Origin of the sequence: Longispora fulva (assembly GCF_015751905.1) — a bacterium.
In the GTDB taxonomy this organism is placed as follows: Bacteria; Actinomycetota; Actinomycetes; order Mycobacteriales; family Micromonosporaceae; genus Longispora; species Longispora fulva.
Window position 1 is genome coordinate 455,524 of sequence record NZ_JADOUF010000001.1, and the last position, 18,308, is coordinate 473,831.

At 73.1% G+C, this 18,308-nt stretch carries 17 protein-coding genes; 7 read left to right on the forward strand and 10 right to left on the reverse strand.

Translation table 11 applies throughout. From position 1 onward, the window contains the following. Window positions 1-29: 29 nt before the first annotated feature. From IW245_RS01940 to IW245_RS01965, 6 genes are all read right to left on the reverse strand, one after another. Window positions 30-782, reverse strand: a complete 753-nt coding sequence (locus IW245_RS01940; RefSeq protein ID WP_197001469.1) for an SDR family NAD(P)-dependent oxidoreductase — start codon at window positions 780-782, stop codon at window positions 30-32. 63 nt (window positions 783-845) lie between these two features. Beyond that, window positions 846-1,148: an antibiotic biosynthesis monooxygenase family protein gene (locus IW245_RS01945; protein WP_197001470.1), complete on the reverse strand. Its 303-nt coding sequence runs from the start codon at window positions 1,146-1,148 to the stop codon at window positions 846-848. Further along, the gene (locus IW245_RS01950) at window positions 1,145-3,049 is read right to left on the reverse strand and encodes an AMP-binding protein (protein ID WP_197001471.1); all 1,905 of its coding nucleotides are present in this window, start codon (window positions 3,047-3,049) and stop codon (window positions 1,145-1,147) included. Before IW245_RS01950 ends, IW245_RS01945 begins: the two co-directional genes overlap by 4 nt. After that, on the reverse strand, window positions 3,046-3,633 hold the full coding sequence (locus IW245_RS01955; protein ID WP_197001472.1) for a dTDP-4-dehydrorhamnose 3,5-epimerase family protein: 588 nt from the start codon (window positions 3,631-3,633) through the stop codon (window positions 3,046-3,048). The genes IW245_RS01950 and IW245_RS01955 overlap by 4 nt, the downstream gene beginning before the upstream one ends. Window positions 3,634-3,662: 29 nt before the next feature. Continuing rightward, complete coding sequence (rfbD, locus tag IW245_RS01960) at window positions 3,663-4,532, reverse strand: dTDP-4-dehydrorhamnose reductase (RefSeq protein ID WP_197001473.1); 870 nt, start codon at window positions 4,530-4,532, stop codon at window positions 3,663-3,665. Between the two features lie 33 nt (window positions 4,533-4,565). Continuing rightward, window positions 4,566-5,684, reverse strand: coding sequence for a nucleotide disphospho-sugar-binding domain-containing protein (locus IW245_RS01965; protein WP_197001474.1), 1,119 nt, complete (start codon window positions 5,682-5,684; stop codon window positions 4,566-4,568). Window positions 5,685-5,799: 115 nt separating this feature from the next. Between IW245_RS01965 and IW245_RS01970 the strand changes: the two genes are divergently transcribed. Genes IW245_RS01970 through IW245_RS01985 form a run of 4 tightly spaced genes read left to right on the forward strand, consistent with a single transcriptional unit; the run spans window position 5,800 to window position 10,133 of the window. Next, entirely contained in the window at window positions 5,800-7,035 is a 1,236-nt protein-coding gene (locus tag IW245_RS01970; protein WP_197001475.1) for a nucleotide disphospho-sugar-binding domain-containing protein, read from the forward strand. A gap of 9 nt (window positions 7,036-7,044) precedes the next feature. Beyond that, on the forward strand, window positions 7,045-8,250 hold the full coding sequence (locus tag IW245_RS01975) for an acyltransferase family protein (protein ID WP_197001476.1): 1,206 nt from the start codon (window positions 7,045-7,047) through the stop codon (window positions 8,248-8,250). A gap of 10 nt (window positions 8,251-8,260) precedes the next feature. Continuing rightward, window positions 8,261-9,421, forward strand: coding sequence for a nucleotide disphospho-sugar-binding domain-containing protein (locus IW245_RS01980; RefSeq protein WP_197001477.1), 1,161 nt, complete (start codon window positions 8,261-8,263; stop codon window positions 9,419-9,421). Continuing rightward, window positions 9,414-10,133 carry a TetR/AcrR family transcriptional regulator C-terminal domain-containing protein gene (locus tag IW245_RS01985; protein WP_197001478.1) on the forward strand — a complete coding sequence of 240 codons (720 nt, stop codon included), beginning with the start codon at window positions 9,414-9,416 and terminating at the stop codon, window positions 10,131-10,133. Before IW245_RS01980 ends, IW245_RS01985 begins: the two co-directional genes overlap by 8 nt. A gap of 44 nt (window positions 10,134-10,177) precedes the next feature. Here IW245_RS01985 and IW245_RS01990 read toward each other — a convergent pair whose 3' ends face one another. Then, window positions 10,178-12,631 (reverse strand): excinuclease ABC subunit UvrA, encoded by a 2,454-nt coding sequence (locus tag IW245_RS01990; RefSeq protein WP_197001479.1) that lies wholly within the window; start codon window positions 12,629-12,631, stop codon window positions 10,178-10,180. A gap of 66 nt (window positions 12,632-12,697) precedes the next feature. On the opposite strand from IW245_RS01990, the gene IW245_RS01995 reads away from it, so the two are divergent. Genes IW245_RS01995 through IW245_RS02005 form a run of 3 tightly spaced genes read left to right on the forward strand, consistent with a single transcriptional unit; the run spans window position 12,698 to window position 14,986 of the window. After that, window positions 12,698-13,264 (forward strand): PadR family transcriptional regulator, encoded by a 567-nt coding sequence (locus IW245_RS01995; protein ID WP_197001480.1) that lies wholly within the window; start codon window positions 12,698-12,700, stop codon window positions 13,262-13,264. Between the two features lie 2 nt (window positions 13,265-13,266). Beyond that, entirely contained in the window at window positions 13,267-14,211 is a 945-nt protein-coding gene (locus IW245_RS02000; RefSeq protein ID WP_197008278.1) for an ATP-binding cassette domain-containing protein, read from the forward strand. A gap of 13 nt (window positions 14,212-14,224) precedes the next feature. Continuing rightward, the gene (locus IW245_RS02005; protein WP_197001481.1) at window positions 14,225-14,986 is read left to right on the forward strand and encodes an ABC transporter permease; all 762 of its coding nucleotides are present in this window, start codon (window positions 14,225-14,227) and stop codon (window positions 14,984-14,986) included. Between the two features lie 54 nt (window positions 14,987-15,040). Here IW245_RS02005 and IW245_RS02010 read toward each other — a convergent pair whose 3' ends face one another. The 3 genes from IW245_RS02010 to IW245_RS02020 are packed head-to-tail and all read right to left on the reverse strand — an operon-like array spanning window position 15,041 to window position 18,266. Continuing rightward, window positions 15,041-16,189: a nucleotide disphospho-sugar-binding domain-containing protein gene (locus tag IW245_RS02010; RefSeq protein WP_197001482.1), complete on the reverse strand. Its 1,149-nt coding sequence runs from the start codon at window positions 16,187-16,189 to the stop codon at window positions 15,041-15,043. 2 nt (window positions 16,190-16,191) lie between these two features. Continuing rightward, window positions 16,192-17,235, reverse strand: coding sequence for a methyltransferase (locus IW245_RS41990; RefSeq protein ID WP_197001483.1), 1,044 nt, complete (start codon window positions 17,233-17,235; stop codon window positions 16,192-16,194). Further along, a complete protein-coding gene (locus IW245_RS02020) occupies window positions 17,232-18,266 on the reverse strand; it encodes a methyltransferase (RefSeq protein WP_197001484.1) in 1,035 nt (344 codons plus the stop codon). Before IW245_RS02020 ends, IW245_RS41990 begins: the two co-directional genes overlap by 4 nt. Window positions 18,267-18,308 lie beyond the last annotated feature (42 nt).

An 18,308-nucleotide genomic window follows, 5' to 3' on the forward strand; every position in this document is an offset into this window, starting at 1 on the left:
CGTGTCGGCCGCCCGGCACGGTCACCGTCTCACCGGCCGCCCGCCACGGTCACCGTCTCACCGGTGACACCGCCGTTGGCCGCCGAGCACAGGAACACGATCACGTGGGCGACCTCCTCCGGGGTGCACAGCCTGCCGAGCGGGGTGAGACCGATCTCGCGCTCCCGGACCGGGGCCGGCAGGCCGGACAGGACCCGCTCGGTCGCGGTCAGGCCGGGGGAGACGACGTTGACCAGGACGTCGTCCGGCCCGGCGTCGAAGGCCAGGCTCCGGGCGAACCCGTGCAGGCCGGCCTTCGCCGCGCCGTAGAACTCCTGGCCCCGGGCCCCGTCTGTGGCGACGTGCGAGGAGATCAGCGCGATCCGGCCCCAGGACCGCCGGCGCATGCCGGGCAGGACGAGCTGGGCGGTGCGGATGGTCGGCGTCAGGTTCTCGGCGATGACCGGCGCCCAATCCCGTGCGGCGACCTCGTCGAACCGGGTGTCCGGCCCGCGGCGGGTGCCCCACCGCACCGCGTTGGCGACCAGGACGTCGATGCCGCCGAACCGTTCCTCGACGGCCGCGACCGCCTCCGCGGGGGAGTCCTGCTCGTCCAGCGCGTAGCGGACCGCCATGGCCGGTACCCCCAGGCTCGCGGCCAGCTCCTCGGCGTTCTCGCGGCCGGACCGGTACGCGACGGCGACCCGGGCCCCCGCCGTGGCGAAGGCCCGGGCCGTGGCTTGACCGATGCCACCGGTGGCCCCGGTGACGAGTACGGTCCGACCTGACAGTCCCAGCTCCATGGTTTCCCCCTCGGTTCGCGTTCTGCGTCCTCCGCAGCATCCGCGTGTCCGACGGAGAACCCCTCAGGCCCCGCTCGAGGGCTCCTCGGTCCGCACGACGTCGTACATCGCCCGTTCGAACTCCGCGAGAGACCGCATCACCCCGGCCCGTTCGTAGAACCCGGGGGCCGCCAGTGCCCGGGCGTGGTGATCGCGGCTCTCCCACTCGGCGACCTCGACGAACACCGTCGGGTCCTCCGCCGACCGCAGGAGCTGGAACCGGCGCGCCCCGGGTTGCACGCGCATGAACTCCGCGACCGCGGAATGCGCCCGCTCGAACTCCGCGAGGTCGCCCGTGACGGTGACCTTGTTGACGAGGGTGATCATTGTTCTCCTTGGGGTGTCGGGGCGATCCGGTCCCGCAGTTCGCGGCGATGGATCTTGCCGAATCGGGCGCCGGGAATGGCGTCGACGGCGCTGACGCTGTGCAGGCGCTGGTGCGCCGGGAGCAGCTTGTTGGCGGATTCCAGCAGCTCGGCGAGCCGGTCGGGGTCCGGCGGGGACTGCACGATCAGCGCGTACGGGACCTGGCCGAGGATGTCGTCGGGGTAGCCGACTACCGCGCACTCGTGCACGTCGGGATGGTCCAGCAGGACCCGCTCGATCTCGGTGGGCGACACGAGTTCGTTGCCCACCTTGAACACGTCCCCCAGCCGGTCGACGAGGGTCAGCGTCCCGATGTCGTCGACGTGGCCGAGGTCCCCGGTGGCCAGCCAGCCGTCCGCGTCGACCCGGCCGGCGGCGACCTGCGGTCCCCGGACGAGCACTTCGCCGGGGGTACCGGGGCCGAGGGGTTCGCGGGTGTCGACGTCCACGATCCGGCACTCGGTGCCCGGCACGGCCGGCCCGACCGAGCCGACGGTGGGCCGGGCCCGCCGGTCGGAGTGGGTGAGCGCGGCGGTCTCCACCATGCCGTACCCCTGGATGACCGGCACGCCGAACCGCTCCGACAGCGCGGTCGCGACGGCCGGGCGCAGGTCCGTGCCCCCGGTGCGGATCACCTCGACGGTGTCGAGGTGGAACGTGGACAGCCGGGGGTCGGCGGCGAGCCGGGCGAGCTGGCCGGGCTGAGCGTAAAGGCAGCGCACCCGGTGGGCGTTGGCCATGGCGATGGCGGCGGCCGGGTCGGGGTCGACGCACAGCACCTGGGTGGCCCCGGCCCACACCGCGCCGTTGAGGTGCATGTTGTGGTACACCGGCAGGTGGTTGAGCACGATGTCCAGCTGGTCGAGCTCGTGGACTTGCGCGGTCTGCGCGGCGTTGGCGACCAGGTTGCGGTGGGTCAGTTCGATCGGCTTGGGAGCCCCGGTCGTGCCGTGGGTGAAGTGCACGTAGGCCACGGTCGCTGGGTCGCCCCGACCAGGCGTCGGCTCGCCGGCCGGGATCTCGTCGACCGGGTACGCCTCCAGCCCCGGCACCTCGGGCAGGCCGGCGAGCTGCGCCCTCGTCAGGAACGCCGCCCGCACCCCGTTCTCCGTCAGGAACGCCGCCAGGTCCGCGCCGGTAAGTGCCATCTTCACGGTGAGAGTGGTGTGCCCGGCCCGCGACGCCCCGTACAGCACGAGCGGGAAACCCAGTCCCAGGACGGGGGTGACCGCCACCGTCGCCTGCGGGCCGAGCGCGGTGAGGAATCCCGCGGTCCGGCTGACCCGGTCGTCGAGTTCCGCGTACGTCACCGTCCCGGCGGGCGTCACGATCGCGGCCCGGTCCGGCACCCGGGCGGCGGTGTGCCGCAGTACCGCGTCGATGGGAAGGTCGGTGGGGAACGCCAGCCGGGCGAGTTCCACGTCGTCGAGGCCAGCCCACCGCTCCGCAGCCGCCGTCAGCGCGTCGAGTTGCCGCTGCGACTGGGCCCTCGTGCGCTCGGCGATCTGGGTCGGGTCGCCGCCGAGGAGGCGGAACTCGTGACTGACCTCGACCAGGGTCGTCCCGTCGGCACGGGCGGTGAACCGCCACTCGCCGCCCATCGCCGCCAGCGGCGCCGGCGGTTCGAGCTGGTCGAAGGTCAGCCAGCCCCCGGCGGGGTCGAGGCGGCGGGTCGACGTCCAGGCGTGCAGGTCGCCGCCCCGCAGGGCCCAGCGGCGCACGGTGTCCCCGCCGGGTCCCCGGCCGACGGTGGCCGCGTGCACGGCGGGCTCGAACCATCGGGCCCAGAGCGTGACGTCCTCGACCAGCCGGTAGGCCAGCTCGGCCGGCGCTCGCACGACCGCCCGCTGCTCGATCCTCATGTGGTGGCCCCCAGCCGGACGCAGTCGGCGTACCGCGGCAGGATGCCGAGCTCCTCGGCCTCGGCGAGCGTCGGCGCGGCGGTGTCCTTCGCGGACACGATGCGCTCCACGTCGTCCGGCCACGGCAGGGCGAGGTCCGGGTCGAGCGGGTTGACGGACCGCTCCCGGCCGGCGACGTACCGCGCCGAGCACAGGTACGCCACGACCGCCGACTCGGTGAGCGCCATGAACGCGTGCCCAAGCCCTTCGGCCATGTACACGGCCCGCCACTCGCCCTCGCCGAGCATGACGGCGTCGAACTGCCCGTACGTCGGCGAACCCACCCGGACGTCGACGACGACGTCGAGGACCCGGCCCGCCACGCAGCTGACCCACTTGGCCTGACCGTCCGGCACGTCGACGAAGTGCACCCCGCGCAGGACGCCGCGCCGGGACACGGACACGTTGGCCTGGGCGAGCGGGAGCGCCCGTCCGGTGGCCGCCAGGAGTGGGTCCTTCTGGAACCACTCGATGAACTTCCCACGGTCATCGTGGTGCGGTTGCAGGGACGTCACCCACGCGTCCCGGACCCGTAGTGGCCGCATCCTTGTATCTCCCGTCCGTTGAGGTGTGCTCAGTGCGCCGTGCCCGGCATGCCGGCCGCGGCCAGCTCCGGGTAGGCCTGCTCCCAGGCGGTCCGCCAGTGCGGCAACCGGGGCAGGCCGACCTGGGGCCACTGGTCGTCGGCGAGCAGGGACCGGGCCGGGCGGCGGGCGGGGCGGGGAACCCCGCTGGCCGGCGTCGGGCGGACCAGCTCCGGATCGGCCCCGGCCGCGCTGTAGATCGCCTGGGCGAAGGAGTGCCAGGTGGCGCCGCCGGCCGACGCGGCGTGGTAGACGCCGGCCGGCACGTCCGCGTCGACGAGCCCGACCAGGCGGCCGGCGACGTGCCGCGCCCAGGTCGGGTGGCCCCACACGTCGTCGATGACGTCGACCTGGCGGCCCACGGCGGCGCACCGCAGCATCGTGGGCACGAAGCCGGTGGTCCGCTCGCCGTACAGCCACGCCGTCCGCACGATCCAGGACCGTTCGGGCAGGATCGCCCGCACGGCCCACTCCCCTGCGGCCTTGCCCCGGCCGTAGGACGACAGCGGGGCGAGCGGCGCGCCGGGCGGGTAGGGCTCGGTGGCGTCGCCGGCGAACACGTAGTCGCTGGAGACGTGGAGCAGGGCCGCGCCCGAGCGCCGGCAGGCCTCGGCGAGGAACGCCGGCCCGAGCGCGTTGGCCCCGAACGCGGCCTCCTCGTGCAGTTCGGCGCCGTCGACGTCCGTCCACGCGGCGCAGTTGACCACGATGTCGTGGCCGGCCACGACGCGGGCGACCGCCCCGGCATCGGTGATGTCGAGGTCCCCGCGCCCGACCGCCGTGACGTCACCGTCCCGCAGGGCCGCGACGACCTCCCTGCCGAGCATGCCGTGTGCCCCTGTGACCAACCATGTCGTCATGGGGCCAGCGTCGGGGGCGGGACTTGAAACCGGCTAGAGAACGAGCCGGGCGACGACTTCTGCCGGGGACGGCATCGACGCGATCTCCCGGGCCACCGCCCCGGCCGCCCGGCGGTAGGACGGCTCGGCCAGCAGCCGGGAGCACGCGTCGGCGAACGGGTCGAGGTCGGCCGCGTCGAGCTGTTCGCCGGCGCCCGCCGCGGCGACCGCCCGGGCGTAAGCGGGAGTGTCCGACGCGCCCGGCAGGACCAGCTGGGGCAGCCCCGAGACGAACGACGACCACGTCGAACCGGGCCCGCCGTGGTGCACGCTGAGGTCGCAGCCGGGCAGGACGACGCCGAGCGGCAGCCAGCCGGCGGCGCGTACCGAGTCGGGCAGCGGCCCCAGGTCCGCGACCACCTTCGGGTCGGCGGCCAGCACGATCTCCGCGCCGATCCCGTCGAGTGCCGCCACGGCCCGGGCCAGGGCTGGCGCGACGAACTGCGGCAGGACGCTGCCGAGCGTCACGCAGACGCGGGGCCGGGACCGTGGTTCGTGCACCCAGGCGGGGATCGCGCCGTTGCCGTTGTACGGCACGTACCGCATGAGTCCACGCTCCGGCAGCCCGGGGCGCTGCAACGACGGCGGGCAGACGTCGAGGACCCGCCACGGGGCGGGGATGCCGGCCAGCCCCAGTTCCTCGAGTTCCGGGGCGAGTTCGGACTCGGCGGCCACCCGGTAGCCGGGGTCGATGGCGAGCCCCCACCAGTGCTCCAGCCACGGCACGCCGGCCTCACCGGCGGCCAGCGGTCCGCTGTACTCGGTCGGCTCGCTCACCACCAGGTCGGGCCGCCACGAGCGCACCAGGGCGCGGGTACCGGCGAGGGTGTGCGCGGCGAGCCGGGCGAATCCGCGCCCGCTGCGCTCGGTGCGACCGTGCGCGTCCGCCGTCCAGGCCACCGGCGCGCCGGACCGGTCGTAGGAGATCATTCGGGCCATCGACACCGGTTCGGCGACGGAGGCCGCTGGCAGGCCGGTGGCGGTCGTGGCGGGAACGAAGTCGGCGGGGGTGGCGACCAGGACCTCGTGGCCGGCCGCGCGCAGGGCCCACGCCAACGGAACGAGTTGCATCAGGTGGCCGTGCATGGGGCCGCTCGTCAGAAGGATGCGCATGCTTTCCGACGATAGGGCAGATATCGATGCCCGTGTCGGGTCCGCGACCGAGGCTCCGGCGGCCTTCGAGCGGACGTGTGGCCGCGCTCCGGGCCGGTAGGACACAAACGACGGCATGCGCTTGTTGTTCACGATGTTCCCGTCGCCGTCCCACTTCAACCCGATGGTGCCGTTGGCCTGGGCCTGCCGCGCCGCGGGGCACGAGGTCGCCGTCGCGAGTACGCCGGCGCTCGCCGAGGCGGTCGTCGCCTCCGGGCTGCCGTACACGCCGGTCGGCGTCGACCGCGACTCCCGGCAGACCTGGCGGGCCCCGCAGCTCGCGACGTGGCACGAGCAGGACCGGTGGCCGGACGACTGGCCGATACGGACCGAGGTGCTCCGCCCCGACCAGCGCGAACTCCTGGCCAACCTGGGCCGGCAGCAGTGCGTCACCGCCGAGGGGATGGTCGATGACCTGGTGGCTTTCGGCCGGCGCTGGCGGGCCGACCTCGTCGTGCACGACGCGGTGAGCTTCGCTGGACCGGTCGCGGCGGCGGCCCTCGGCGTGCCCAATGTGAGCAGCCTGTGGGGGAGCCCCGGGCTCCAGCGGCTCGAGATGTCCGACCTGCTGGAGGACCCCCTGCCGGAGTACGAGCGGCTGTTCGCCCGGTTCGGCGTTCCGACCCGGCTGTGGCCGTCTGCGTGGGTGGACCCGTGCCCGCCCAGCCTCAACTTCCCCGCACCGGTCGAACGGTGGCCGGTCCGGTACGTGCCGTACAACGGCCCGGGCCTGGCTCCGGAGTGGACGACCGTGCCCGACCCGGCCCGGCCGCGGGTCTGCGTCACCTGGGGCGCCACCGCGGCGAAGTTCCTCGGCGCCGCCGCCGTCGAGCCCGTACACCGGGCCGTGCGCGCCGCGGCCGGCCTCGACGTCGAGGTGGTGGTGGCCACGACCGAGACCCAGCGCCCCCTCCTCGAACCGCTCGCCTCCGAGCGGGTCCGGCTCGTCGAACGGGTGCCGCTGCACCGGCTCCTGCCCACCTGCGCGGCGGTCCTGCACCACGGCGGCTCCGGCACGACGCTGACCGCCGCCACGTACGGCGTCCCACAGCTGACGGTGACGCGCCGGCCCGAGCCGACCCTCAACGGTCAGTCCGTGGTGCGGGCCGGTGCCGGAGCGCACCGCCTCGAACCGGAACTGCCCCCCGGCGAGGAGGGCGTGGCGCTGCTGCGGTCCGACCTGCTCGGCCTGCTGGAGGACCCCGGATACGCCGCGGCGGCCGACCGCCTCCGCGCCGAGCTCGCCGCCCAACCGCCGCCCAGCGCGCTCGTCGCGGCGCTGGAAGGCCTCACCTCGACCCTCACGACCTAGGAGTACATCGTGCGCAGTACGGAAAAGATCCAATTGAGATCCCTGACCGGGCTGCGGGGCGTGTTCGCCCTGATCGTGCTCGGCGCCCACTTCACCACCGTGGGCCTGACCGCACCGCAGGGCACCGCCAACGCTTCCCCCCTGCACCGGGTTCTGGAGGCCCTGTTCGCCCACGGCAGCGTCGCCGTGTCGGGATTCTTTCTACTGAGCGGGTTCGTCCTGACCTGGGTGAGCCGCCCGGGTGACACCCTGCGCGAGTTCTACCAGCGCCGCTTCGCCAAGGTGTACCCGATCCACGCGCTCACCACCGCCGTCGCGCTCGCCTTCGTGATCGCCTCCTTCGGCGTCCCGGTGTGGAACCTGATCGCCTCGCACTTCCTCCTGGTGCAGTCCTGGGTGCCCAGCGAGTTCTTCTACTTCGGCGTCAACGGCGTGACGTGGTCCCTGGCCTGCGAGGCGTTCTTCTACCTGCTGTTCCCCGGCCTGCTGATCCTGCTGTCGCGGGCCCGGGCCGTGGGCCTGTACGTGACGGCCGGGATCTGCGCGCTGCTGGTGTTCACGCTGCCGGCCCTGGTGAACGGCGTGTTCAGCCTGGTCAACCCGGATCCGTTCGAGTTCGTGCCCACCTCGGAGGCCGGCGGTCCGGTCACCTTCTGGTTCGCCTACGTGTTCCCGCCGGCCCGGCTGCCGGAGTTCGTCATCGGCATCGCGCTGGCCCTACTGGTCAAGCGCGCGTCCTGGCGCGGCCCCGGCGTCGCGGTCTGCCTGGCGCTGTGCGTCGTCGGCTGGGTCGTCAACGACAACCTGCCCGGCTGGGGCCACTTCCAGGCCGGGATGCTCATCCCCTGGGCGCTGCTGATCGCGGCGCTGGCCTCGGTCGACATCCACGGCGGATGGTCGCCGCTGCGCTGGCGGGCGGTGGTGTGGTTCGGCGAGATCTCCTTCTCCTTCTACGCCTCGCACCTGATCGTGCAGGAACAGGTCGTGCTCCGGCTGGGGGCCTGGATGCACCACCAGGGCTGGGTGCCCGACAACACGGTGACCTGGCACTGGTACCAGGCCGTGCCCTTCTTCCTGCTCGACGCGGTGATCACGACCCTGGTCGCCTGGGGCCTGTTCCGACTCGTGGAGTTGCCGATGCAGCGGCTCCTGCGCCCCCGCACCCGCAGGCCGGCGGACACCCCCGTCCCGGCCCTCGCCGACCAGAACGCCTGAGGAGACCGGCATGCGTGTCCTGTTCACCGCCTCGGCCTGGCCGACGCACATCTTCGCCGTCATCCCGCTCGCCTGGGCCATGCGCGCGGCCGGCCACGAGGTCCGGGTGGCCTGCCAGCCGTCCATGGCGCCCACCGTCACCCAGGCGGGACTCGTCGCGGTCCCCACCGGCGACGACGTGGACTACCTGGCCATCCGCCGGCGCATCCTGGCCATCGAGATGCGGGGCCGCCCCGCCCCGGGCGACATGGACGACCCCGACCTGTCCCAGGTCTTCGACGCGTGGCGCGAGGCGACCCTCGGCAACGTCGGGGACATCGTGGACCTCGCCCGCGCCTGGCGACCCGATCTCGTCATCGCCGACACCATGTCGCCCAGCGGCCTGGTGGCGGCGCACGTCACCGGCGTGCCGGGCGTCCGGCACCTGTGGGCGCCGGACATTCTCGGCTCCACCGTCGGGGAACAGGTGCTCGGCCAGCTGCCCGGCTTCTACGAGCCCTACGAGCGCTACGGACTGTCGGTCACCGGCGACCCGGCCGTCCTCACGGTCGACCCGTGCCCGCCGAGCATGCAGCCCCCGCCGGCCAACCGGATCCAGATGCGCTGGGTGCCCTACAACGGGCCCGGGGTCAGCCCGTCGTGGCTCACCGAGCCGCCGGACCGGCCCCGGGTGTGCGTCACCTGGGGCACGTCGACGGCGGGCACCGCCGGCAGGGAGGCGAGCCTGGTGCCGGCGGTCGTCCGCGCACTGCTCGACTTCGACGTGGAGGTCGTGGTCGCGGTCAACGCCGGCGAACGCGACCAGGTCCCGGTGGCCGACCGGGTCCGGGTGCTCGAGCGGCTGCCGTTGCACCTGCTCATGCCGTCCTGCCGGGCCATCGTGCACCAGGGCGGCTCGACGACCCAGCTGACGGCGGCGTACTACGGGGTGCCCCAGCTGGCCCTGCCGTACCTGCCCGAGCAGGTCAAGGACGCCGGAGCCCTCGTCGGCACCGGGGCGGCGCTGCAGGTACCCGTGTCCGACGCCGACCCCGACACCCTGGCGGCGGTGCTCGGCAAGCTCCTCGACGGGGCGTGCGACGCGGGCGCCGGGGCGTTGCGTGCCGAGATCCACGAACAGCCGTCGCCCGCCGAGGTGGCCGAACGGTTGCGGGAGGTGGCCGGTGGCTGAGCACATCAGCTTCCTGTGGAGCAGGCCGGAGCCCGAGCCGGACCCCACGTACCCGGTGACCCGGGCGGACCTGGCCGCCATCGTGGTGGGCCTGGCCGACGCCGAGGGGCCGGGGGCCGTCACCGTGGCCCGGGTGGCGGCGGCGCTGGGTGACCGGGCTCCCGGCATGGACCGGCAGGTGGAGATGCCGGTCGACGTGGTGGACCTGCTGGTCGACACGGCGTTCGGCGAGATCGCGCTGCCGGCGGCGAGCGGAGACTGGCGCACGGACCTGCGGGCACTGGCGGTCGCGACCCGCGAGACGCTGGGCCGGCACCCGTGGCTCGCCGTCCTGGTGCAGACCCGGCCGCTGCTCGGCCCGAACGCGCTGCGGCACATCGAGTTCGCGTTCGCCGCCCTCGACGGCCACGGCCTGGACGCCGCGACGGTCGACTGCTACGCCGGCCTGGTGATCGGTTCGGTGTTCGGCTCCGGCGCCCTCGCGTGGACCGAGCTGGAGGCGCAGAAGGAGTGGATCGGCGAGTACACCGAACTCGACTTCCACGACCTGCTCGGCCCGGTGTTCGCGCACGCCGTGTCGTGCGGGCTGTATCCGACCTACGGCCGCTTCCTGGCCGCCGGCGCGCCGCACCCCACATCCGAGGCGAGCTTCGACCTCGGGCTCGAGTGCCTGCTGGACGGACTGGCCGCGAGGATCCCCCCGGCCTTGTGACCGGTCCGGCGTGGCGGGCGGCCGTGGGCCGCCCGCCACGTCCGTCACCGCACGACCAGCGGCTCCAGGTACGTCGCCGTCAGCCCGCCGGCCGCCGACACCTCCCTCGGCGTGCCCTGCGCCACCACCCGGCCGCCGTCGACGCCCGCGCCGGGACCCATGTCGATGATCCAGTCGCTGATCGCCGCGACGTGCAGGTCGTGCTCGGCGATGACCACGGTGTGGCCGCGTCGGATCAGCAGGTCGAACGCGTCCACGATGGTCTGCACGTTGTCCGGGTGCAGGCCGGTGATCGGCTCGTCGAGGATCACCAGGCCCGGACCCCGACTCTTGGTGCCATACAGGATCGCCGTCGCGAGCTTGAGCCGCTGCGCCTCGCCGCCGGACAGCTCCGACGCGCTCTGGCCGAGCGTCAGGTAGCCGAGCCCGACCCTTCGCAGCGCGTCCAGGGTCGCCACCAGCGCCGGTGGCTCGGTGAACACCCCGATCGCCTCCTCCACGGTCAGCGCGAGCACCTCGTCGACGGCCAGTCCCTTGTAGGCGACCTCCAGCACCGGCGCGGTGAACTGCCGGCCCTGGCACGTCTCGCAGGTGACCCACACGTCCGGCAGGAAGTGCATCTCGACGAGTCGCCGGCCGTAGCCGGTGCACACCTCGCACCGTCCATCGGGGGAGTTGAAGGAGAACGACGAGGCGGTCAGGCCGCGGCGGGCAGCCTGCCCGGTGCCCGCGAACAGCTTTCGGATCGCGTCGAACGCCTTCGTGTACGTGGCCGGATTCGACCGCGGCGTGCGCCCGATGGGCTGCTGGTCGACGGTGTGGATCCAGGTCAGGCGCTCGGCGCCGGTGACCCGCCCGACCGTGGTGGGCAGGTCGCCGTCGAGGACGGCCCGCAGCCCCGCGCCCAGCGCGCCGTGCAGCAGGCTGCTCTTGCCGCTGCCGCTCACCCCGGTCAGGCAGGTGAGGACGCCCAGCGGCACGCGCAGCTCCGGCAGCCGCACGTTGTGCACGTCGACGTCGGAGAGCGTGATCCAGGAGCCGCCCACCGCCCGGCCGGTGCGGCGGATCCGGGGACCGTCGTGGCCCAGATAGCGGCCGGTCACCGACTCCGGCGTCGCGGCGACCTGGGCCGGCGTCCCGGCGACGACCAGCCGGCCGCCGTGCCGTCCGGCGCCCGGCCCGATGTCGACGACCCAGTCGCAGGCCTCGATGAGGTCCGGGTCGTGCTCGACGAGCAGCACCGTGTTCCCGCTGTCGCGCAACGCCGCGATGATCTCGCGCAGCGGCTGCTTGTCGGCGGGGTGCAGGCCGGCGGTCGGCTCGTCCAGAACGAAGATCACACCGGTGAGCGCGGTACTGAGCTGCGCCGCCGTGCGGGTGCGCTGCAGTTCCCCGCCGGACAGCGACGGGGCGGTCCGGTTGATCTGCAGGTGACCGAGGCCGAGCCGGGACAGCAGCGACAGCCGGCCGGTGAGGTCCGCCGTGACCATGTCGGCGACCTCGCGCTGTGCGGGATTGAGCGTGTCGGGCAGGGTCGTGGCCCACGCGGCCAGGTCGTCGATGTCGCTGGTGACGATCTCCGGGTACGTCACACCGGCCAGCGTCGTGGTCCGGGCCAGCCGGGCGTACCCGCTGCCGCCGCACTCGACGCACACGAGGACCGCCATGTACACGGCGTAGCGGTCCTTGGCCGACTCCGTCCCCGCGCTCCGGTACAGGCGCTCCACCTCGGCGAGCGCTCCCCGCAGCGGTTCGTTGCGTTCGATGGTGATCTCGGCGCTGGACCGCCGGGTCCGGGTGACGGTGGTGGTGGCGACCGGCGTGTCGCCCGTGCCGTGCAGCACCGTCTCGCGGAACCGCGCGGGCAGGTCCCGCCACGGCTGGGCCAGGTCGACGTCCCACTGGTCGGCCAGCTGCGGCAGCACGTCGTGCTCGGGGCTGTTCGCACGGGCGAACCACGTCGACGCCCCCCCGAACAACGGCAGCTCGGGCTGGGTGATCACCTTGTCGGGATCAGGGCACGCGGTGCCGCCGTTGCCGTGGCAGACGCGGCAGCTGCCTTCCGCGCTGTACCGGTCGAAGTGCGAGGTCGACAGCATCCGCAGCTCGGCGCCGGCGTCGGCGGACAGGCCGGGCAGTCGGGAGTAGAGCAGCCGCAGGTAGTCGTCGAGCCCGGTCAGCGTGGCCACGGTCGACTGGGGGCTGCGGTTGAGCCGGCGCTGGTCCACCGCCAGGGTGACGCCGAGCCCGGTGATCCGGTCGACCCTGGGCCGGTCCTTGGGCGTGATGAACTGCCGGACGAAGGGCGACAGCCCCTCCAGGTAGCGCAGCTGCGCCTCCGCGTGCAGCGTGTCGATGGCCAGCGACGTCTTGCCGCTGCCGCTGACGCCGGTGAACGCGATCACCTGGCCGTGCGGCAGGCGCACGTTCACCGCGCGCAGGTTGTGGGTGCGGGCGCCGACGACGTCGATCGCACCGTTGGGGGATGAAACAGACATCTGCGTCTCCAATGGGTTCGGCGAGGCATCCTTGACACACGAGAATACTCTCACGATACTAATCTCATGAACCTAACGCGCTTGATGGTGCTGAGCCTGCTCTCGCGCACCGGTCCGCAGCACGGACACCAACTGCGCCGCGACGCGGAGGACACGAACGTCAGCAACTGGGGCGGGGTGAGCATCGGGGCGCTGTACCGCGAACTCCGGTCGATGGAGGACGAGGGACTGCTCGCCGTCGTGGCCACCGAGCAGATCGGCCGTCGACCGGCGCGCACCGTGTACGAGATCGCGGCCCCGGGCCTGACCGAGCTGGGCCGGCTGCGCCAGCAGGCCATCTGTGACCTGCAGGTCGGCCCGGACGCGTTCGGCGTGGCGCTGTTGTTCGGGCGGGACGCGGACCCACGCGAGCTCGCCGCGCTGCTCGGCAAGCGCCGCCAGATGCTGTCGGACACCCGCGACGCGCTGGCCGCCGAATGCGACCGGCTCCTGGCCGCCGGCCACATCGGCGCGCTGGACGCCGCGATGTTCCGCCGCCGGCAGATGCAGATGGAAGCGGAACTCACCTGGCTGGACGAGCTCGACCGGGCGCTGGACGAGCTGCACACCGAAACCGATGGGGAGACGTCATGAGACTGATCGAAGCCGCCGGACTGAGCCGGCGGTTCACCACCAAGCACGGCGTCGTCGACGCGGTTCGCTCCGTGGACTTCACCGTCGACGCCGGCGAGATCGTGGGCTTCCTCGGGCCCAACGGCGCCGGCAAGACCACGACCATGCGCATGCTGACCACCCTGCTCAAGCCGACATCCGGCTCCGCGGTGGTCGCCGGCTGCGACCTGGCGACCGACCCGGTCGGCGTGCGGCGCCGGATCGGCTACGTCTCCCAGGGCGGCGGAGCCAACCCGGGCTACATCGTGCACGAGGAGATCGAACTGCAGGCCCGGCTGTACGGACTGGGCCGCGCCGAGGTCGCCCGGCGCGTCGACGAGGTGATCGCGATCCTGGACCTGGCGGAGCTGCGCGACCGGGTCGTCGGCACGCTGTCCGGTGGGCAGCGCCGCCGGCTCGACATCGCACTCGGTCTGGTGCACGGGCCGGAGCTGGTGTTCCTCGACGAGCCGAGCGCCGGGCTGGACCCGACCAGCCGCAGCCACCTGTGGTCCTACATCCGCAGGCTCCGCGACGAGCACGGCACGACGGTGTTCCTGAGCACTCACTACCTCGACGAGGCCGACGCGCTCTGCGACCGGGTCCTGATCATGGACGCGGGTCGCATCATCGCCGAGGACAGCCCGGAGACGCTGAAGCAGCGGGTGTCCGACGACGTGGTGATCGTCGAGATCTCCGGCGACGTCGAGGTCGCCGGCCGCGCGCTGCGCGAGGAGGCGGCGGTGCGTGACCTGACCGTCGACGGCGCGGTGCTCCGGTTCGGTACCGACCGGGGGGACAAGGCCGTCACGACCACGGTCCGCGCCCTGGACCGCGCGGACATCGAGGTGCTGTCGATCCGTGTCGAGCGGCCGACGCTGGACGACGTGTTCCTGGCTCTGACCGAAGAAACCCCGATCGCGGCCTAGCGGAGGAGAAACCATGACAACCTTGCGCGAGATCGTCCTGTTGTACCGGGTCCAGTTGCGCCACACGCTGCGTACGAAGATCGGCATCGTGATGGGCGTGGTCCAACCACTGATCTACCTGCTCCTGTTCGGTCCGATGCTGATCAAGGTCAGCCGGACGCCGGGGCTCGACGGCGCCAATCCGTGGCAGACGTTCGTGCCCGGCGTGCTCGTCTACCTGGCCCTGTTCGGTCCCGGCTTCGCCGGCTTCGGCATCATCTCCGACCTGCGGGCCGGCGTGATCGAGCGGATGCGGGTCACTCCGGTCAGCCGGCTGGCGCTGCTGCTCGGCAGGGTCCTGCGCGACCTGACCGTGCTGGCGATCCAGATCGCGATGGTCACGGCGGTCGGCTTCGCCCTGGGACTGCGCGCCTCGCCGGTCGGGCTCCTGATCGGACTGGCGGTGCTCCTCCTGCTCGGTGCCGGGCTGTCCTCGCTGTCGTTGGCGCTGGGCGTGATCCTCAAGTCCGAGGACCAGTTCGCGCCGCTGGTGACGCTGGGCGCGTTGCCGCTGATGCTGCTGTCGGGCATCCTGCTGCCGATGCAGCTCGCACCGACGTGGCTGGACGTCGCGTCGCGGTTCAACCCGCTGCGGTACGTCGTCGACGGCGTCCGCGAGGTGTTCGCCGGCCACTACGCCACCCGCACGGTCGCGGAGGCGTTCGTGGCGGCGGCCCTGCTGTCGGTGGTCTGCGTGTTCGTCGGCACGCGGACCTTCCACCGCGAGAACGCCTGACCACAGTGTGATGCGGCGGACGGGGTGTCGCCCCGTCCGCCGCTTCCGCGTGGGCTAACGCCACCGGGTGAGCTGGTGTACCACCTCGGTGGGCGTCGGTTCGGCGAGGATCTCCTCGCGCAGTCGTGCCGCGGCGACCCGGTAGGAGTCCTCGCGCAGCACCTCGGTCACCCCGGTCCGGACCGTGGCCGCCGTGGCGGTCCCGGTCTCGATCGGGTAGCCCACGCCGGCCCTCGCCAGCAGCCGGGTGTTGAGCTGCTGGTCGAACAGTTGCGGGACCGCGACCTGCGGCACGCCCTCGTAGGCCGCGGTCATCCAGGTGGACGCCCCGCCGTGGTGCACCACCGCCGAGCAGGTCGGCAGCAGGGTGTGCAGGGGCAGGTCCCGCACGACCCGGACCCCGTCCGGCACGTCGCCGAGCAGCGCCCGGTCGGCCGCCGTGACCGCGACGACCACCTCGACGTCGAGGTCGCCGAGCGCCCCGATGACGGTCGGGAGGGTGAACATGGCCTGATCGTCAGCGGCGGTGGAGTTGGAGGTGCCGCCGGTGACCAGTACCCGTGGCCGGGGCCCGGCGGTCAGTGCCCAGGGTGGGACGGTCCCGGGCCCGTTGTACGGCACGTACCGGACGGGCACGCACCGCTGCGGGGACACCAGCCGCACGCTCGCCGGCGTCGGATCCACGACCAGCGCGTCGAACGCCTCGGGCACCGCCGCCCCGTGGCGTGCGTACGCCGGGGCGAGCCGGTCGCGCATCTGGTGGGCGAGCCAGGCCCCCTGGTCCGTCCCGAAGATGTCGGGGCCCCAGGCGTGCCGGATCAGCGGTACCCCGATCGCCTCAGCGGCCACCGAGGCCGCGAACGCCACCGGGTCCCGGATGATCAGGTCCGGCCGCCACGACCGCGCGAACGCCACCACGTCGTCGACCATCAGGTCCGCGACCTGGTGGAACATCCGCACGATCGAGTCCTTGGCCCGGTACTGCCGGTCGGCGTCGCCGGCCACCTCGGACCGGTGCAGGGCGGCGAAGTCGAGGTCCGGTCCCGTGGTGACCGCGGCCAGGCCGGAGGCGAGGACCGACGGCGTGACCGCGGGCTGGGCGCAGACGCGGACCTCGTGGCCGGCGCTGTGCCAGGCCCAGGCCAGCGGCACCATGAACGTGTAGTGGGACGGCCAGGCGGCCGTCACGAAGAGTACCCGCATGGCTAGCCGGGCTTGACCGCGACGAGGACCCGGTCGCGGGTGATCGTCCGCAGCGGGGTCACCTGCCGCACGGTGAACCCGGCGGCCTCGGCGTAGCGGCCGGCCTCCGTGACGGTGTACTCGCCGCCGCCGTCGCGGATCATGCCGCAGTTCAGGCTCTGCAGCAGGGTGCCCGGCTCGGCGCGGCTGTCGTCGAGCATCGCGTCGTAGACCGCCAGCACGCCACCTGCGGGCAGGGCCTCGTAAGCGCGGCGGACCAGCTCCATCCGGGCCGCCACGGGCCAGTCGTGCAGGATGTGGCCGATGATAACGACGTCGGCGGACGGCAGAGGGTCGCTGAAGAAATCGCCCGGGTGGAAGGACACGCTGTCGGCGGTTTCGAGCCCGGCCATGTGCTCGTCGAACAGCTCCCGCAGGGCAGGCAGGTCGAACACCGTGCCCCGCAGGTGCGGCTGGGCCTGGACCAGCCGCGCGGCGAGGTTGCCCCGGGCTCCGCCGAGGTCGACGAACGTCCGGTACGGGCCCCAGTCCAGGGTGGCGGCGATCTGGGGGGCGACGAAGGTGGTGAAGCTGTCCATGTGGTCCATCAGCCGCCGGGCCCGGTCCGGGTCCTCGTAGTGCTTGGCGAAACCGTGCCGTCCCGTGACGGTGGTACCGGACTGGGCGTCGCCGCTGCGCAGCGCGTCGGTGAGCCGGGCCCACGAGTGGTAGTGCAGGGTGGAGTGCTGTAGGACGCTGCCACCGAGGTAGCCGGGCCGGCCCGGCACGAGGAGCGCGTCGGCGTCGGCGGAGTTGGCGTAGCGGCCCCCGTCGCGGTCCAGCAGCTCCAGCCCGACGAGGGCGTCGAGGAAGTCGGTCGCCAGGGGAGCCGACAGCTTCAGCTGCTCGCAGATCTCGGCCACGGTGCGCGGCGCGTCGGCCAGCAGCGCGAACAGCCCGAGTTCCACGGCACTGTGCAGGGCCTTGGAGCGGAAGTACGCGTTGTTGATCGAGACGATGCGCTGGGCCGCGGCGACGGTGTCGGAGCTGGGGGCGGTGGTGGTCACGATTCGTTCCTCCGGTCGGCGATGAAGGTGCGCAGCGGGATGTGCGGCAGGCTGTGCTGGCTGGGGGTGTCGAACCCGGCCTCGGCGACGATCTCGGCGACCTCCTCGGCGGAGGTCACCTCGCCGGAGTGCGTCCAGGCGAGCATCAGTACCGCGAACAGGTGAGGTACGGGGTCCTCGGCCGGCGGGCCCCCGGCGTGGGTGATGGCCACGGTGACGAGGCGGCCGTCGGGCTTGAGCGCGCCCCGCATCCGGGCCAGCAGTTCCACGGCGCGCTCGTGCGAGAAGTGGTGCAGCACGTTGGTCACGGCGATCACGTCGTACGGGCCGCCCAGCGGCGCGGTGAACATGTCCCCGGGGATCTGCGCCGACCGGTCGGTGACCCCGAGCCGTTCGGCGTTGGCCGCGGTGATGGACAGGACGTTGGGCCAGTCCAGCGACCACACCCGGGCGCGGGGATCGCGCTGGGCGATGGTGAAGCCGTACAGGCCGTGCCCGCAGGCGACGTCGAGGACGTCCAGGGTGTCGCGGCCGGCCGCCCAGGTGGTGACCTCCTCGGCGATGAGGTCGGCCATGGGCTGGGTGTTGCCGGTGCCCGCGACGGCGAAGTCCAGCCAGTACCCGAAATCGGGGCTCTCGGCGTTGTCGTCGACGACGGTGCCGCCGGTGCGGACGGCCTCGGGCAGGTGGCGCAGCGCGTCCCACTCGTAGTCGCTGGCCGCGAGTCGGAACGCGTGGCCGTAGTACTCGGGGCTGTCGGCGACGAGCAGGGTGTCGGCGCCGGGGGCCAGCAGGTAGCCCCCGTCGGTGGCGTCGAGCAGGCCGATCGCGGCCAGGGCGTTGAGCAGGACCCGGGTGGCCCGCGGATCGGTGCCCAGCTTCCCCGCCACGGCCTCGGCGGTGCTCGTCCCCGAGGCCAGGATGTCGAACACGCCCAACTCGACGCCCGCGCGCAGGATGTGGGTCTTACGCACGGTCACCATCATGTCCAGCAGGGCCTGTCGGGTGACAGGCGTGCGGTCATCGGCCATGAGGCCTCCTTGGTCATGGATTTCGGCGACGCGACGCCGCCG

Bases quoted from the DNA above. Each gene is read 5' to 3' on its own strand.
- IW245_RS01990 (WP_197001479.1), bottom strand. From the start codon at position 12,631: ATGTCTGTTTCATCCCCCAACGGTGCGATCGACGTCGTCGGCGCCCGC.
- IW245_RS01995 (WP_197001480.1), top strand. From the start codon at position 12,698: ATGAACCTAACGCGCTTGATGGTGCTGAGCCTGCTCTCGCGCACCGGT.
- IW245_RS02005 (WP_197001481.1), top strand. From the start codon at position 14,225: ATGACAACCTTGCGCGAGATCGTCCTGTTGTACCGGGTCCAGTTGCGC.
- rfbD (WP_197001473.1), bottom strand. From the start codon at position 4,532: ATGACGACATGGTTGGTCACAGGGGCACACGGCATGCTCGGCAGGGAG.
- IW245_RS01965 (WP_197001474.1), bottom strand. From the start codon at position 5,684: ATGCGCATCCTTCTGACGAGCGGCCCCATGCACGGCCACCTGATGCAA.
- IW245_RS01940 (WP_197001469.1), bottom strand. From the start codon at position 782: ATGGAGCTGGGACTGTCAGGTCGGACCGTACTCGTCACCGGGGCCACC.
- IW245_RS01955 (WP_197001472.1), bottom strand. From the start codon at position 3,633: ATGCGGCCACTACGGGTCCGGGACGCGTGGGTGACGTCCCTGCAACCG.
- IW245_RS01950 (WP_197001471.1), bottom strand. From the start codon at position 3,049: ATGAGGATCGAGCAGCGGGCGGTCGTGCGAGCGCCGGCCGAGCTGGCC.
- IW245_RS01945 (WP_197001470.1), bottom strand. From the start codon at position 1,148: ATGATCACCCTCGTCAACAAGGTCACCGTCACGGGCGACCTCGCGGAG.
- IW245_RS01970 (WP_197001475.1), top strand. From the start codon at position 5,800: ATGCGCTTGTTGTTCACGATGTTCCCGTCGCCGTCCCACTTCAACCCG.
- IW245_RS02020 (WP_197001484.1), bottom strand. From the start codon at position 18,266: ATGGCCGATGACCGCACGCCTGTCACCCGACAGGCCCTGCTGGACATG.
- IW245_RS02010 (WP_197001482.1), bottom strand. From the start codon at position 16,189: ATGCGGGTACTCTTCGTGACGGCCGCCTGGCCGTCCCACTACACGTTC.
- IW245_RS01980 (WP_197001477.1), top strand. From the start codon at position 8,261: ATGCGTGTCCTGTTCACCGCCTCGGCCTGGCCGACGCACATCTTCGCC.